A 14,847-nucleotide genomic window follows, 5' to 3' on the forward strand; every position below is an offset into this window, starting at 1 on the left:
GAGCGGCTGTGTCATTTCCAAATCCAGGCCGGATACAGAATTTTACGGGTTGCATATATACTGCCCTCGGATGCACGTTCTCTTCGAGCCCTACCTTTAATCGGTAAATGATGTCTGATCTATTATTTTTCCCCGTATCGATGCCGGATGAAATGCTGCACTCTCGTGTCACCCGCTATCACTATCTGTCAGGCAATAGAACCGCGACAGAAACCTACCGCGATTTGTTCGCATCGAAACCCTTTTGCATTGGTGGCATCGTACCCAAGCAGATCGAGAGGCTCGCCCACAGGCTGCCGGGGCAATCGGAGAGCAATCTCGCAGAGCTGATCAGTAGCAACACGACTTTTCCTGCTTACCGACCTTTTCTTGGGGTTAAGCAGGGTCCGGAGAACAACGTAGGACCGCTCGGTTATGACGGGGTGGTACGGGTGCCCCGCAGAGAAGAGTCCACCCATGGCAAGGCTAAGCTTTGTCCTACCTGCGTTCAGGAGGATTTGATTGATCGGGGTTCTGCCTACTGGCATCGATCTCACCAGATACCCGGTGTTGCCGTCTGTTGGCGTCATGGCGACGCATTGATCCATGCCTGCCCCGAGTGCTCTCGCCCGTTCTACCGAAAATTGAAGCTACTTCCCAATCTGACTGAGCCATGCGCGTGCGGCTGGAGCCCCTTAAACAGCGCAGCGACTCACAAGGGCTCAAATCTGGAACAGAAAGTCGCCCTGTTCGCACACGATATCTTGCAACGCAATATTCCTCCGATAGGCAGTACGGTATTAAGTTCGTGCTACGTCCGCCAATGCAAGAAACGCGGATTCATTTTCGGAAAAAATGCGGGTATCGCAAAACTATTCGACAGCATCCAAAGCGCTTACGGCGATGAGCTTTTGTCGCAGATTGATCCAGCCTATAACACCGGGAAGCATGAGCAATGGATCCGGCTCAAATCAGACAAAGGTCAGCTAAATATGCCGCTCGCGCGGCATTTGATCATTGCTCTTCATTTGTTTTCCAGTGCAGATGACTTTGAAGAGGCTCTGAAGAATGAGTCTATCCTGCTGAGTGCCTCTATTTCTCCGCGAGTTCCCAAAGGCGAAGAATCGCATCCTAACCAAAAAACTAGATATCGCCAAAAAATTGAGTTGCTTTTAGCGCTACGTGCCGACGCCGATGTCGAGTACCTCTGGAAGAAAGCGTACAAACCTACGCAATGGATTCTAGAAAATGATAACGCATGGTTAATGGCAAAACTCCGTGCACCTAAAAAAGTTGCAGTTACGGCCGAGAAGTCTGTCGACTCTAGAGACGGCGCGTATGCAGCCCTTATCGAAGCGGGCGTAGATGAGCTATACAAAGTTACGAAAGATCCGAAGAGAGTGAACATTCGGAATTTGCAATCGCTGCTCCCAAGTTCGTTACCTCATGAACTGGATCTGCGCAAGCAGAAGTTTCCCCTTACTTATCAACAGATCAAGATTCATCAAGAGTCAGTATGGCATTTCCGTCTAAGAACTTTGGTGTGGACTGTCTCTGAACTCATCAGGATGAAGCTCCCGGTGAATTACTCGACGGTAAGATTGACCTCAGCGGTAGCAAGCAAGGTTTTCCTGGTTTTTTCCAGTTTCTTCGAGTGGGATCTGGAAAGCTTGGCAAGAACCGGAGTCGACGCGGAGGCCTTGCTCAGATCTACCGGCGTATCGAGGAATTGGGAGGGACCACCGGTTCCAATAAGCTTTTGAGGGCATCTGTATTCCGTCAGCGTCTGCCAACCTCAGGTGATAATAAAAATCCCATCTGGCTCCTAAGCGTAGACGCGGAGCAGGGTCCACCTTTCACATTAGTAACATTCGCGGCAGCTTTCTGAAAGCTTTCACTTGTTACTCTTTAACTCAGAAATAATTGAGCTCTGGAGATAATTATGAAAGCAATGACAGCAATGAAAGGATTTTTTGCCGCTACTATTTTGACCTTATCTGCTTTGGCCATGGCTGAGGGAGGCGGTGACCGCGTTTATGGTCGAATGATGCAAGAGAACCAACAGGCAATGGAACAATACGCCTCAAGAAATGGTAAGACACCTCCTGAAATTGTTCATTATGAATATGGTATGAACCTCGATATCCAGAAGGTCGTCAGTGTCACACAAGCCAATAAAACCTGTGGTATTGCTCCTTCGCGCATGACCTACGAAGACTCTACCGGCAAGCTTAACACCGTGGAATATAAGGTTATGGCCGACAACTGCCCACATGGAAGCTAGACCATGCAAATTATTTAAGCGCAACATAATTTTCCGTTTGTCCGAACAAGCTTACTGCCCGCTGACGTAGAAGTAATTTTCAGGACAGGCTGAAGTTATCCATTTTATGAAATCATCTCTGTCAGTTGAAAGGTTTCTAACGCGCAGTGAAGTATTGCTCAACCACCAGATACATCCCGCCTCCTTGTTTCTCCTTTGGTTTGGGAGGCGGTTTAGGCGCCCTAGTGGCGCCTTTTTTACGTTCAAAATGAGCTATGTCCTCTGCACTGCCATGACCCTGACCATGCAGGAACAAGATTAGAAGATCAGTTTCCGGGGTATTCAGCAATGACGTGGTCTGTGCCTGCTTTGGACAAGCCGATTACCTTATAAGCGTCATGTTTCCCGTCCACTTCCATTCCTGGGGAGCCGGCCGGCATGCCAGGAACGGCGATCCCGAGAAGGTCGTCACGTTTGCTCATCGCAATGATTTGCTCGGCGGGCACGTGACCTTCAACAAACTTTCCATTGATCATTGCTGTGTGGCAGGACGAGAGTCGTGGAGCAACACCGAGATCCTGCTTGACCGCGCTCATGTTGGTTTCTACATGATCAACGACGGTGAAGCCGTTAGCTTCAAGGTGCTGGATCCACTTCTTGCAGCATCCACAGTTAGCGTCACGATGGACGTCGATCGTCAGCGACTCTGCTGCATGACCAGCTGAACTGATAAACAGAGCCGCAAATGCAGCGAGGCGAAGTGCCCGACCGGGACGAAGAAAGTTATTTCGCATGGGTATGTTCCTTCCCATCAGCGTGGGTATGAGTTTTTGGCTGAGTGGCCGGAGTTTCAGGGGCGTCATGTGAAGCCTCCACAACCTGAGGATGGGCGTGTTCGGTACTTTCATCCTGAGAAGGCGCTGCGGCCGCCTCATGGGCATGAGCGCTGTTTCTCTCGCCATGATGGTCGCCTGCTTCGGCTATCTCTTCGGCTGCACTCGCGTCATGATGCCCCGCGACAACGCCTTTTTGGCCCTCATGCTGGCCTTCATGGTTATGCATTTTGCTCTCACCGCCACCGTGTTGATGACCACCGCTGCTGGTTGCTAGAGCTTTGTATTGCTCTGCATCCAATGAAGGCAGTTGCTGGAGAAAAGCGACCATTCCCCATATGTAGGGATCGGCCATGCTTTTACCCCAAGCGGGCATGCCTGTGGATTTGATTCCATGCTTGATGATCCAGAAAGCTGCGGCAGGGTTTCCATCAACGCCCAGTTTTGAAAGATTCGGAGGTGCAGGGTAAAGGCTATTACTTAACTCGGTTCCTGCAATACCCGGAGCCAGATGGCAACCGATGCACATAGAGTTGTAGTTGCCAGCACCTGCGCGGATGAGAGCTTCTTCGCTCAGGTCGGGGACTTTAATGTCGCGTGAGCGCACTTCGATCGAGCGATCCCGAGCGGTGGAAAGTAGCGCGTAAACGGGATCGGAATGTGGTTCATCCGCCCCAACATTGATCACACCAAAATAAACCACGCCGGCACCTGTTATTGCGGCAACCACCCCGGCAGCAGTCAATGTTTTCAATGTTCTTTTCATGTCAGGCCCTCAAAACCACATCCGAATACCGGCGACAAACCGGGCCTCGTTGGCATCCTCTCCTTCATCGCTGGCCAGATCTGCCGTATTGCCGTAGGAGCGGCTCCAGCTAACACCAATGTAAGGGGCAAATTGGCGAACAATCTCATAACGCAATCGGAGCCCTACTTCGGTGTTTGCCAATCCAGACCCAATGCCGCGCTGGGGATCATTTTTTCCGTAAAAATTGGCTTCGGCCGTCGGCTGCAAGATCAGGCGATTGGTCAGCAGAATGTCGTAGTCGCCTTCCAATCGAGCAGCGGTTTGACCGTTCTCACCGATGTAGGCGGTCGCTTCGGCTTCAAAGTTATAGAGGGCCATGCCCTGAATACCGAGCGCTCCCCAAGTTTGTGGTGACCCGGGTTTGAAGTCTTGTCGTACGCCGGTGACGACATCCCACCATGGACCGATGGAGTGCCCCCAAAGTGCTGAGAGTTCAGCGTTTTCCGTTACGCCATTGGTACGTTCGCCTTCCGAGCGCAACCACAGTCGGTCAACGTCACCGCCGATCCATCCTTTTGCATCCCAGGCCAATGCACTACCGTTGTCAGCATCCTGGTACTCAAATTTATCCAGCAGCATGAAGGAATTTAGTTTTTTGTCGTGGACACCATGACCAGCGACATCTGGAAAGGCGGCTGCACGGTCAGCGTCGGTAAGTACGGGGACTGGGGTTCGACTGGTGGTAGTCGCCCCTCCATCCATACTTTCCATTCCGTCCATTTGCCCGTCATCCATACTCATCTTGCTGTGATCCATAGCCCCCATCTTGCTATGGTCCATAGCTCCGATTGAGCCGTGGTCCATCTTGGAGTGATCCATCTCTTCAGCGGCGTGAACCACGACAAAGAAAGCAGGACTGGTAGAGACTGCCAGTGCTATCAACGTTGGGCGTAAAAACTTACTGGTCATGATCTCAATCTGCCTTTTTGGTTTTTTGGTCATGATCCATCGACTCATGGCTCATCTTGCTGTGATCCATTGACCCGTGATCGGGCTTTGACTCGTTTGTCGCAGTTGGAGGCTTGCTCGTTGCTTCCGCAGGAGTAGCAGGTGAATGAACACTACTATCTTCGACTGCCAGCGCCACGGACGAGAGTCCACCCATCAAGCCGACGGCAAAGAGGCAACCGACCAGCGATTTACGATTTAGGTATGTGCTCACAGATCGTCTCCTTTACTCATCAACCCGTACTTCACGGAACATGCCCATTTCCATATGGAAAAGCAGGTGGCAGTGATAGGCCCAGCGACCTAAGGCATCGGCGGTGACTCGATAGCTGCGCTTGGTACCTGGTGGCATGTCGATTGTGTGCTTGCGCACCATGAACTTGCCGTTCTCATCTTCAAGGTCGCTCCACATGCCGTGAAGGTGGATGGGGTGGGTCATCATGGTGTCGTTCACCAGGGTGATACGCAGACGCTCCCCATACTTCAGACGAAGCGGCTCGGCGTCAGAGAATTTGATGCCGTTGAAGGACCACGAAAACTTCTCCATGTGACCGGTCAGATGAAGCTCAATGGTGCGATTGGGCTCGCGACCGTCAGGGTCTTGGAAGGTGCTTTTCAGGTCTGAGTAGGTGAGCACTCGACGACCATTGTTTCGTAACCCGATGCCTGGATCGTTTAGCTTGGGCGTTGGGTTCATGGCTTGCATGTCAACCAACGGGTTGTTGGTTTCGGACGCTGGGTGAGTTTGCATTTCGCCACCCATACCGCCCATCCCTGCCATCTTGCTGTGGTCCATGCCAGCCATGTTGGACATGTCGCCTTTGTCCATTCCCGCCATCTTGCTGTGGTCCATGCCGGCCATGTTGGACATGTCGCCTTTGTCCATTCCCGCCATCTTGCTGTGGTCCATACCGGCCATGTTAGTCATGTCACCGCTGTCCATGCCGGTCATCCCGGTCATGTCACTTTGGTCCATTCCCGCCATTTTGCTGTGGTCCATGCCCGCCATGCCTGACATGTCACCTTGTTTCATATCGCCGCCGCCCATACCAGCCATGCTGCCATGGTCCATGCCCGCCATACCGCCCATACCCATGTCATCCATGGTCAAAAGCGGCCGAGGATCGATCGCAGGTACCTGTGCCTTTAATCCTTCGCGAACTGCCAAGGTTCCACGTGCATAACCGGTTCTATCCATGGACTGGGCGAAGATTGTGTAAGCTTCTTCGCTGGCAGGTTCTACGATCACGTCATACGTTTCTGCCACGGCGATGCGGAATTCATCGACGCTGACTGGTTCGACATGTTGGCCGTCAGCCGCCACAACGGTCATTTTCAAACCAGGGATGCGGACGTCGAAATAGCTCATAGCTGAGCCGTTGATAAAGCGCAGGCGCAGCTTCTCGCCCGGCTTGAAAATACCGGTCCAGTTACCGTTAGGCGCCTGGCCATTCATGAGATAGGTGTAAGTATCCCCACTGACGTCTGCGAGATCAGTGGGGTTCATTTTCATTTCAGCCCACATCTTCCGGTCGGCCACGGCAGCAGACCAACCTTGCTTGCTGACGTCGTCGATAAAGTCGCCCACGGTACGTTTGTGGTGATTGTAGTAGTCCGATTGCTTCTTGAGCTTGGCCATGACGCGACTAGGATCTTCATCGGTCCAGTCAGTCAACATCACCACATAATCGCGGTTGTATTGAAAAGGTTCAGGCTCTTTCGAGTCGATGACGATTGGACCGTAAACGCCTGCCTGCTCCTGCAAACCAGAGTGGCTGTGGTACCAGTACGTACCGTTCTGATGCACCTTGAATTTGTACTCGTACATGCCATCGGGCGCGATGCCATGGAAACTCAAACCCGGTACACCGTCCATATTGGCGGGCAGAATGATCCCGTGCCAATGAATGGAGGTGTCTTGGTCTAGGCGATTTTTCACACGCAGTGTGACCGTCTCGCCTTCGCGCCAGCGCAGCAAAGGTCCGGGCAACGAACCATTGATGGTCATGGCTGTGCGCGGCGAGCCAGTTATGTTTACAGGGGTTTCACCAATAAACAGATCAAATTCGTTACCGGTGAGAACGCTCGGCAGACCAGGACTGGTCACTGCCCATACAGGAGTGCGCCACAGACCCAGGCCGCCGAGAATGCCACCAGCGGCCAGGCCTTTAACGAATGTCCGCCTAGAGGTTTTGGAATGCATGCCGTTTATGTCCGATCAGTCAAAAGGGAAGCCGTGCGAAACAACCAATGAGTTGCTCAAACAGGTGAAGGCACTCTCTCGGGGGGTGTAATGAGCCCGAATGAGCTCGCTCGCCGTCACTAAAAACGAGTTCTTACGGCAAGCGAGCTCAGAAATTGCCACATTTGAACCACCACAGTGATTACATTTCTGTCAGCTTGGGAGCGCAGCAAGCTATTCAGCAATTCTTGTGGTCCGTCGATTTGGCTTGGCTTTCTGCGATGGGAGGTTGGGTGCTTTGCTTTTGGGCTACTTGATACGATTCCATTGAATTATTCCTAGCCGCTTCCATACGTGCGAACGCCCGGTCACCACCGCCTTCAGCCATTGCCAAAGAAGAGACGGTCAGGGCTGCGATGACGAACAAAGTTTTGATGGGGTTCATTTGAATTTCCTCGGATGAGTATTGGTAACCCCCGAATCCACATCAAGTGATGATTCTTAGGGGTGAGCTTAAGGCTCAATAGGACTATAAGACTCATCCCCTGTCAGGAACCTTAGGTGAATATTACAGTTGTGTCAGGTTGCGATATTTCTCTTGAGGAACACGCTATTTAATCCGTAAGGTCTCGATCTTCCAGCGTCACACCGCTATTTACTGAGTATCAGTTTGAGGTGCGTGACTTTGTAAGTTTCCGTTAACTTTCAAGGGGAAGATGTTTTTTTAGTTTCTTTACTGGAACTGCATATCTGAACCTGGATGCACCGCGTCAACACTTAAGTGTTCGATGTTCATGGGAAATAGTAGCGCTACTGAGGGTGATTTAGCGTGAGTATTAATTTTGAGAAAGCGCTTGGCTTCGCAGAAAGAGCGTTAATTTATCGTAGTCAAAGAGCTGAGATCCTGAGTAACAATATCGCAAACGCTGATACGCCGAACTTCAAGGCCCGAGACTTAGATTTTTCTACTGTGCTTGCAAGCCAGACAACAGAAACTCCTGCTACTCCGTTTTATTTGAAAACAACAAATGTAAAACACGTTACCGAAAAAGAATCAGCAGGTGATATTTACGGAGGTGCGTTGCTTTACAGCACACCAGCTCAACCTGCCATTGATCAAAATACTGTCGATCAGCAGGTCGAGGTCGCAAAATACACAGAAAATGGAATACGTTTCGACGCCGCTTTTACTCGGTTGAATGGAGCATTCAAAGGTTTGCTCAAAGCTCTGCGAGGTGATTAGTAGCGCAAGGGCTTGCGAGCGGTAATTGTGGCCGACGCGGCTGCTTCGGTACTCCCTGAGGGTTCACCAAGGGGAGCCCCCTGCATACGGGGCTCTGACTAGGGGCAGGTGTCAGCATTCAAGCGCTGATCTGAGAAGGAAAACCTAACGCCTCGACAGCTTTACGAATCTGCTCTGGGCTTTCGCTGCTTTCAACACTCACCTTACCGGCTGACCGATCCACGGAAACCGTAGCTTCGTTGTCCAGTGACTGAATCGCTTTGGTAATTTTGCTGACGCAACTGCCGCAACCAATGCCTGATACATCTAAGACGAACATGGTTATTCCTCTCGTGCTGAGCGGTCTCTTTTCACCGCACCGACAGCATCAACGTTGACACGATGGCAAGGTCAATAGTTATCTGTTTCGGGTTGTGAGCGTCATTCATGGGTAATTGCACAGTCTGGACCACCCTTTTGCATTTGACCTAACCAGCCATTTGCATCGGATTCGACCAGTACGCTTCTTGGCCATGACCGGCAGAGAACGGCCAAAACCGGACGCTCATCACGAACGTCTGAAGCTTGAAAGCCTGACTGACAGGCCAACACGCACAGCACCTATTAACCCTGCCTTCGCAACCCCTTCTCCAGTTGGTCTCGCCAAAACCCTAGCTCTATAGGGCGGCTTTCCAAACGCCAAGATTAGGAGTAATGTAATACTGACTACATATTAAATAGCTATCTCTACATGAAAAATTGGCTGACTCTGATTCTTGGCTTACCCACCGCTAATGCCACCGAACGCATGCGGGCTTGGCGCGCTTTGAAAGCTTCAGGTGCGGCAGTTTTGCGCGATGGTGCTTACCTGCTGCCTGATACCGGTGTCTGTCGTGAAGCGTTAGCGTCTGTCGAACGCGACATCCTGGCCATCAACGGCACCGCTTACGTCTTGCCCGTCGTCGATTCTCACGGTGAGCGCTTTGTCGAGCTGTTCGACCGTAGCGAGGACTACACCAAGCTACGCACTGAGATCGAAGCATGCCGTGCACAGCTCAATGCTGAGAACGCACTGGCCACCACCAAGCAGATTCGCAAGCTGCGCAAAGCCTACGAACAACTGGTCAACATCGATTACTTTCCAGGTAAGCCGAAGCAGCAAATTAATTTGGCTTTGCAGGAGCTAGAGACAGCGGTTAGCAGGGCCCTGTCTCCGGATGAGCCACACAGCAGCAACCAAACAATAACGACACTCTATGTTGATGATTATCAGGGACGCGTCTGGGCAACACGCAAGCGTCCCTGGGTCGACCGACTGGCGTGTGCCTGGCTCATTCGTCGCTTCATTGACGCGCAAGCTCAGATCCTCTGGCTGAACACGCCACAGGACTGTCCAGTCGGTGCCCTGGGTTTTGATTTCGATGACGCAACCTTCAGCCATGTTGGTAACCGCGTCACCTTCGAAACCCTACAAGCCAGTTTTGAGCTTCAAGAGCCCGGCCTAAACCGTATCGCCGCATTGGTGCACTACCTCGATATCGGAGGTATCCAGCCGGTGGAGGCTGCCGGTATCGAACGGGTGCTGGCAGGGCTACGTGAAACCATTACCCATGACGACCATCTGCTGGCAGCTGCAAGTGCCATCTTCGATGGCCTGCTCGCCGGGTTCGTGAAAGAGGAGCAACCCAATGAGTAAGGTTTTGGCACCAGAGGTTGAAGAGGATATGTCGAGGCCTGAACCGATTAGTCTGCGTGAGGCGTTCTGGTTCTGGCTGAAGCTCGGCTTCATCAGTTTCGGCGGGCCAGCCGGACAGATCTCGATCATGCACCAGGAGCTGGTGGAACGGCGACGCTGGATTTCCGAGCGCAGATTCCTGCATGCCCTCAATTACTGCATGTTGTTGCCTGGGCCTGAAGCTCAGCAGTTAGCAACCTACATTGGCTGGCTAATGCATCGAACCTGGGGCGGAGTTATTGCGGGTGCTTTGTTTGTACTGCCCTCACTTTTCATCCTGATCGCTCTTTCGTGGATGTATATCGCCTTTGGCGATGTCCCCGCGGTGGCCGGACTTTTCTATGGGATCAAACCCGCCGTAACGGCCATCGTGGTGCAGGCGGCACATAGAATCGGCTCTCGGGCATTGAAGAACAATTGGCTGTGGGCAATAGCGGCGGCTTCATTTACCGCGATCTTTGCATTCAATGTTCCGTTCCCGCTGATCGTCTTGGGGGCCGCGTTAATCGGCTATGTCGGAGGTCGCCTGGCTCCCGAGAAGTTCAGAGCTGGGGGGCATAGCGCCGCCAAAAAGTCCTTCGGCCCAGCCTTGATCGATGACGACACTCCGTCCCCGGAACATGCCCGGTTCAGCTGGTTGAAATTGGCATCGCTCGCACTGATCGGCGCCGTGCTATGGGCTTTGCCGATGGGGATTTTGACCGCCCTCTTTGGTTGGGAAGGAACCTTGACCCAGATGAGCTGGTTCTTTACCAAGGCGGCATTACTGACCTTTGGCGGAGCCTACGCAGTGCTCCCATACGTCTACCAAGGCGCGGTCGGTCACTATGGCTGGCTAACCCCGACGCAGATGATCGACGGGCTGGCTCTGGGGGAAACCACGCCAGGGCCGCTGATCATGGTGGTGGCTTTCGTCGGCTTTGTCGGGGCCTATGTCTTGCAAGTATTCGGTGCCGATCAAGTATTTCTGGCGGGAGCTGTGGCCGCCGCCCTAGTGACCTGGTTCACCTTTCTACCATCGTTCCTGTTCATCCTCGCGGGTGGCCCGCTGGTGGAGTCGACCCACAACGAACTCAAGTTCACGGCACCCCTTACCGCCATTACGGCGGCGGTGGTGGGAGTTATCCTCAATCTGGCGTGTTTCTTCGGCTATCACGTACTTTGGCCGAAAGGCTTCAGCGGTAACCTGGACTGGCCCTCCGCGTTGATCGCGATTGCTGCGGCGATTGCCTTGTTCCGCTTCAAGCGAGGCGTCATTCAGGTACTGATGGCCTGCGCGCTCGTCGGGTTGGCTGTGCATTTGCTGCGCTAGAAAGCATGAATTGATTAGCAATCTTTGGCGGGCATTGGGCTCGCCTGACCACCCAGCCTATTGAGCTAGGCAGGAGGTGTTCCATGAGGTGGATTACCCGTGAACGACCCAAGATCGATCGGGTTGCTTGTCCTTGGCTGATCACTCGCTTTATCGATCCACAGGCCGAGTTCTTGTACGTACCCAGCGGTGATGTGCTGCGGATTGCAGCTGAGAAAGATGCGACACCCTACGACATTCCGGGCGTAGAGCTTACCCATGAGGGTGAGTTGTGCAGCTTCGACGCGTTTGTGAAGAAGTACCAGCTCAATGAGCCCGCCTTGCAGCAGCTCGCGAAGATCGTGCGGGGAGCAGATACCTCTCGTCTGGATCTGACGCCACAATCGGCTGGGCTGTACGCCATCTCACTGGGGCTGTCGCAGCGATATTCCGATGATCATGAAATGCTTTCGCATGGACTGATCCTGTACGACGCGCTTTATGCCTGGTGCAAGGAATGCCAAGGTGAATCGCACAACTGGCCTCCTCAAATGTAAAGAGACCAGCTCGCACTGAAGCCCAGCCTAGCGCTGGGCTTTTGCCGTTTAGTGGCAGTGGTAGTCGTTCGTTTTATGGTTGCGATGGCAACCTTTTGAATCAGTACCACCACTATGCGCGAAGGCAGCAGCGGACGAAATCGAAAGTAAAGCGGCGATCAAAAGGGCAGACAGTTTCATCAGGGCTTGCTCCATGCTCATGTTTTTATACTCGTGAGACCTCTCACGCCTTGCAGAGTATGGCCAATTGCCTTCATCGAGCAAGCAACTTCCTCGCTGTTTCCCTGACATTCGATGAAAGGCTGAGTGCCTATTTCTTGAGCTGTCCCCGCCTCTAGTTTAGGATGTTGTGATATCCCCCTAGGGAGGATATAAGAACATCTATAAACGAGAAACTCGTTGCTCTCTTTCTTCGAGAAATGCTCGACAATCTAGTGGTCACACGCCTCTCCATGTGAGATTTCTCATGCTGAAAATCCTAGCCAACCGCACCTACCGTCATCTCTTTCTCGCCCAAGTAATCGCGCTCGTAGGGACTGGACTCGCCACCGTCGCGCTGGGGCTACTGGCATTCGATCTTGCGGGCGCCCAAGCGGGCGCCGTCCTCGGTACAGCCTTGGCGATTAAAATGACGGCCTACATCGGCGTGGCGCCGATTGCCGCCGCTTTTGCAGAACGCCTACCCCGTCGAGCGATGCTGGTCTCGCTGGATTTGATACGTGCCGTGGTTGCACTGGCGTTGCCGTTCGTGACCGAAGTCTGGCAAATCTATGTGCTGATTTTCGTCCTTCAGTCCGCCTCGGCAGCGTTCACTCCGACGTTCCAGGCGACCATTCCAGACATACTGCCGGATGAGGACGATTACACCCGCGCCTTGTCGCTATCACGTCTCGCCTACGATCTTGAAAGTGTCGCCAGCCCAATGCTCGCCGCCGCGTTGCTGACCGTGATCAGCTTCCATAACCTGTTCGCCGGCACCGTCATCGGGTTCCTTGCCTCAGCGGCCTTGGTCGCCACAGTACTCCTGCCAAAGGCGAAACCGACGCCACGACGCAGCATCTACGAACGAACCACTCGTGGCCTGCGCATATTCCTGGCCACTCCTCGCTTGCGGGGGCTGCTGGCTCTCAATCTGACGGTAGCGGCTGCTAGTGCAATGGTCATCGTCAACACCGTAGTGCTGGTGCAGTCGCGCTTCGCTCTGCCTCAGAGTTCTACGGCATTAGCGCTGGCTGCGTTTGGTGGCGGCTCGATGGTCGCTGCCCTGGTCTTGCCTCGATTGTTGAAAAACATCAAAGACCGAACGGCCATGCTGTTTGGCGGAGGCATATTGGTCGCAGGCTTAGCGGTTGGCATCAACCTGACCACCTACAACTTTCTGCTGCCGCTGTGGATGGTGCTTGGGGTGGGCTACTCCTTGGCCCAGACTCCGAGCGGTCGACTGTTGCGTCGCTCTGCACATGCCGAAGATCGCCCGGCGTTGTTTGCCGCCCAATTTGCGCTATCCCATGCCTGCTGGTTGATTACCTACCCATTGGCGGGATGGCTGGGTGCCAACATCAGCCTCACGGCCTCGTTTGTTGGGCTCGTTGTCGTGGCAGGTAGCGCATTGGCGGTCAGCATCGTGATCTGGCGTCCGGCCCATGATCAAGAGAGTATCAGGCACAGCCATGAGAATCTGTCGGATGACCATACTCACCTGGACGGACACAGCGGCACCGATCATGAACATCCATATGTCATTGATGATCAACATCGTCGCTGGCCGAATAGGTAACCGCGTCAACACCTGCTTTAAGGCTGCTCCAGGCAAACTGCATGATTGGCCGCCAAAATCTGAAGAGACCAGCTCGCCCTGAAAGTCAGCCTGGAGCAGGCCGGTTCCTCGAAGCACTGCCGTGGGAGTACTGCGTGCTGCAAAGCAACGGCAGATATGCACTCCATCGCTCAATCCAGAATTCACGGATCGACTTGAACATGCCGGCTGATCGGTATGTTATTATGTAACTATAAAAATCAATGAGTGATGCCGCCTTGCCTCGCCTCTCTTCCCTTTTGCCCGCCGTGACCCTGACTTGGTTGGTGGCCGCCTCGGCCTTCGCCGAACCCCGTGTTCTAACCAGCATCAAACCGCTGCAACTCATTGCTGCGGCCGTGCAGGACGGTGTCGGGACACCTGATGTGTTACTACCAGCCGGTGCTTCACCTCACCATTACACGTTACGTCCTTCGGACTTGCGTCAGGTAAAAGAAGCAGACCTGGTTTACTGGATCGGGCCAGACTTGGAGGGCTTTCTGCCTACCGTACTTGAGGGCCGAAAGGGCAAGAGCGTGGCTGTGCAGGACATGCAGGGGCTGCACCTAAGGCATTTTGGCGAGGAGCATCGACATGACGACGAGCCTGTCGGAGATCAATCTGAGGGGCATGATGCAAAAGAGCAGGCAACAGAATTGCAGGTCGATAATCATGACCAACTTCATCGACCCGGTGCACTGGATGCCCACCTCTGGCTGAGACCTGAGAATGCACGGTTGATCGCCAAACACATGGCTTCGGATCTGGCTCTTGTCGATCCAGGCAATGCCGCTCGCTACCAAGCAAATCTGGATGCCTTCGAGCAACGCTTAAAAACCCTCGATATCAAACTAAAAGCGCGCCTCAAGCCGCTGGAAGGCAAACCGTTCTTCGTCTTCCACCAGGCTTTCGACTACTTTGAGGAGGCCTACGGATTGCAGCACACTGGAGTTTTCGCAATCAACGCCGAGGTCCCGCCTGGTGCACGCCACGTCGCAGAGATGCGAGAGCGCCTCAAGGCTGCTGGACCTACCTGTATATTTAGCGAACCACCCATGCGTCCACGTCTGGCGCAAACCTTGAGCGATGGCCTGCCAGTGCATTTTGCCGAACTAGATGCGCTGGGCTTTGGTCTAAAACCCTTGTCCAACAACTACGAGCAATTGCTGATGAATCTCAGCGATGGTCTTGCTGGGTGTCTTGATCAACTTTGAAATGGAATTATGCATACGAT

At 53.2% G+C, this 14,847-nt stretch carries 15 protein-coding genes; 8 read left to right on the top strand and 7 right to left on the bottom strand.

All coding sequences use genetic code 11. From position 1 onward, the window contains the following. Nucleotides 1-110 precede the first annotated feature (110 nt). Both QU606_RS00090 and QU606_RS00095 read left to right on the top strand, forming a co-directional pair. Nucleotides 111-1,742: a TniQ family protein gene (locus QU606_RS00090; protein ID WP_158080547.1), complete on the top strand. Its 1,632-nt coding sequence runs from the start codon at nt 111-113 to the stop codon at nt 1,740-1,742. Between the two features lie 188 nt (nt 1,743-1,930). Next, on the top strand, nt 1,931-2,263 hold the full coding sequence (locus QU606_RS00095; RefSeq protein ID WP_032874284.1) for a DUF2790 domain-containing protein: 333 nt from the start codon (nt 1,931-1,933) through the stop codon (nt 2,261-2,263). Between the two features lie 305 nt (nt 2,264-2,568). Here the strand turns inward: QU606_RS00095 and QU606_RS00100 are convergent, their stop codons facing one another. The 5 genes from QU606_RS00100 to QU606_RS00120 form a co-directional block, all read right to left on the bottom strand. Beyond that, complete coding sequence (locus QU606_RS00100) at nt 2,569-3,036, bottom strand: DUF411 domain-containing protein (protein ID WP_024078245.1); 468 nt, start codon at nt 3,034-3,036, stop codon at nt 2,569-2,571. Next, nucleotides 3,026-3,841 carry a cytochrome c gene (locus tag QU606_RS00105; RefSeq protein ID WP_024078244.1) on the bottom strand — a complete coding sequence of 272 codons (816 nt, stop codon included), beginning with the start codon at nt 3,839-3,841 and terminating at the stop codon, nt 3,026-3,028. Before QU606_RS00105 ends, QU606_RS00100 begins: the two co-directional genes overlap by 11 nt. 9 nt (nt 3,842-3,850) lie before the next feature. After that, on the bottom strand, nt 3,851-4,825 hold the full coding sequence (locus QU606_RS00110; protein ID WP_019821351.1) for a copper resistance protein B: 975 nt from the start codon (nt 4,823-4,825) through the stop codon (nt 3,851-3,853). A 232-nt stretch (nt 4,826-5,057) separates the two neighbouring features. Further along, complete coding sequence (locus QU606_RS00115) at nt 5,058-7,034, bottom strand: copper resistance system multicopper oxidase (protein WP_024078243.1); 1,977 nt, start codon at nt 7,032-7,034, stop codon at nt 5,058-5,060. Nucleotides 7,035-7,251: 217 nt separating this feature from the next. Further along, complete coding sequence (locus QU606_RS00120) at nt 7,252-7,458, bottom strand: co-regulatory protein PtrA N-terminal domain-containing protein (protein WP_019821356.1); 207 nt, start codon at nt 7,456-7,458, stop codon at nt 7,252-7,254. Between the two features lie 384 nt (nt 7,459-7,842). On the opposite strand from QU606_RS00120, the gene flgB reads away from it, so the two are divergent. Beyond that, nucleotides 7,843-8,256, top strand: a complete 414-nt coding sequence (gene flgB / locus QU606_RS00125; RefSeq protein WP_019821357.1) for a flagellar basal body rod protein FlgB — start codon at nt 7,843-7,845, stop codon at nt 8,254-8,256. Nucleotides 8,257-8,374: 118 nt separating this feature from the next. Here the strand turns inward: flgB and QU606_RS00130 are convergent, their stop codons facing one another. After that, nucleotides 8,375-8,575, bottom strand: a complete 201-nt coding sequence (locus QU606_RS00130) for a heavy-metal-associated domain-containing protein (protein ID WP_019821359.1) — start codon at nt 8,573-8,575, stop codon at nt 8,375-8,377. Between the two features lie 411 nt (nt 8,576-8,986). Here QU606_RS00130 and QU606_RS00135 point away from each other — a divergent pair, with 411 nt between their 5' ends. The 3 genes from QU606_RS00135 (at nt 8,987) to QU606_RS00145 (ending at nt 11,818) form a co-directional block, all read left to right on the top strand. Next, on the top strand, nt 8,987-9,931 hold the full coding sequence (locus QU606_RS00135; RefSeq protein ID WP_024078242.1) for a chromate resistance protein ChrB domain-containing protein: 945 nt from the start codon (nt 8,987-8,989) through the stop codon (nt 9,929-9,931). After that, nucleotides 9,924-11,282: a chromate efflux transporter gene (gene chrA / locus QU606_RS00140; protein WP_019821362.1), complete on the top strand. Its 1,359-nt coding sequence runs from the start codon at nt 9,924-9,926 to the stop codon at nt 11,280-11,282. Before QU606_RS00135 ends, chrA begins: the two co-directional genes overlap by 8 nt. 83 nt (nt 11,283-11,365) lie before the next feature. Further along, nucleotides 11,366-11,818 (top strand): chromate resistance protein ChrB domain-containing protein, encoded by a 453-nt coding sequence (locus QU606_RS00145; protein ID WP_019821364.1) that lies wholly within the window; start codon nt 11,366-11,368, stop codon nt 11,816-11,818. A 48-nt stretch (nt 11,819-11,866) separates the two neighbouring features. Here the strand turns inward: QU606_RS00145 and QU606_RS32805 are convergent, their stop codons facing one another. Then, on the bottom strand, nt 11,867-12,109 hold the full coding sequence (locus QU606_RS32805; protein WP_368773269.1) for a YHYH domain-containing protein: 243 nt from the start codon (nt 12,107-12,109) through the stop codon (nt 11,867-11,869). A 175-nt stretch (nt 12,110-12,284) separates the two neighbouring features. Between QU606_RS32805 and QU606_RS00150 the strand changes: the two genes are divergently transcribed. Both QU606_RS00150 and znuA read left to right on the top strand, forming a co-directional pair. Further along, nucleotides 12,285-13,595, top strand: coding sequence for an MFS transporter (locus QU606_RS00150; protein ID WP_019821365.1), 1,311 nt, complete (start codon nt 12,285-12,287; stop codon nt 13,593-13,595). Between the two features lie 242 nt (nt 13,596-13,837). Further along, nucleotides 13,838-14,827, top strand: a complete 990-nt coding sequence (znuA, locus tag QU606_RS00155; RefSeq protein WP_019821367.1) for a zinc ABC transporter substrate-binding protein ZnuA — start codon at nt 13,838-13,840, stop codon at nt 14,825-14,827. Nucleotides 14,828-14,847: the final 20 nt, after the last annotated feature.

Origin of the sequence: Pseudomonas sp. OVF7, assembly GCF_030644265.1 — a bacterium.
GTDB classification, from domain to species: Bacteria; Pseudomonadota; Gammaproteobacteria; order Pseudomonadales; family Pseudomonadaceae; genus Aquipseudomonas; species Aquipseudomonas gorinensis.

Coding starts and splice junctions, on each gene's coding strand:
- QU606_RS00090 (WP_158080547.1), top strand. CDS start 111: ATGTCTGATCTATTATTTTTCCCCGTATCGATGCCGGATGAAATGCTG.
- QU606_RS00095 (WP_032874284.1), top strand. CDS start 1,931: ATGACAGCAATGAAAGGATTTTTTGCCGCTACTATTTTGACCTTATCT.
- QU606_RS00100 (WP_024078245.1), bottom strand. CDS start 3,036: ATGCGAAATAACTTTCTTCGTCCCGGTCGGGCACTTCGCCTCGCTGCA.
- QU606_RS00105 (WP_024078244.1), bottom strand. CDS start 3,841: ATGAAAAGAACATTGAAAACATTGACTGCTGCCGGGGTGGTTGCCGCA.
- QU606_RS00110 (WP_019821351.1), bottom strand. CDS start 4,825: ATGACCAAAAAACCAAAAAGGCAGATTGAGATCATGACCAGTAAGTTT.
- QU606_RS00115 (WP_024078243.1), bottom strand. CDS start 7,034: ATGCATTCCAAAACCTCTAGGCGGACATTCGTTAAAGGCCTGGCCGCT.
- QU606_RS00120 (WP_019821356.1), bottom strand. CDS start 7,458: ATGAACCCCATCAAAACTTTGTTCGTCATCGCAGCCCTGACCGTCTCT.
- QU606_RS00130 (WP_019821359.1), bottom strand. CDS start 8,575: ATGTTCGTCTTAGATGTATCAGGCATTGGTTGCGGCAGTTGCGTCAGC.
- QU606_RS00135 (WP_024078242.1), top strand. CDS start 8,987: ATGAAAAATTGGCTGACTCTGATTCTTGGCTTACCCACCGCTAATGCC.
- chrA (WP_019821362.1), top strand. CDS start 9,924: ATGAGTAAGGTTTTGGCACCAGAGGTTGAAGAGGATATGTCGAGGCCT.
- QU606_RS00145 (WP_019821364.1), top strand. CDS start 11,366: ATGAGGTGGATTACCCGTGAACGACCCAAGATCGATCGGGTTGCTTGT.
- QU606_RS32805 (WP_368773269.1), bottom strand. CDS start 12,109: ATGTCAGGGAAACAGCGAGGAAGTTGCTTGCTCGATGAAGGCAATTGG.
- QU606_RS00150 (WP_019821365.1), top strand. CDS start 12,285: ATGCTGAAAATCCTAGCCAACCGCACCTACCGTCATCTCTTTCTCGCC.
- znuA (WP_019821367.1), top strand. CDS start 13,838: ATGAGTGATGCCGCCTTGCCTCGCCTCTCTTCCCTTTTGCCCGCCGTG.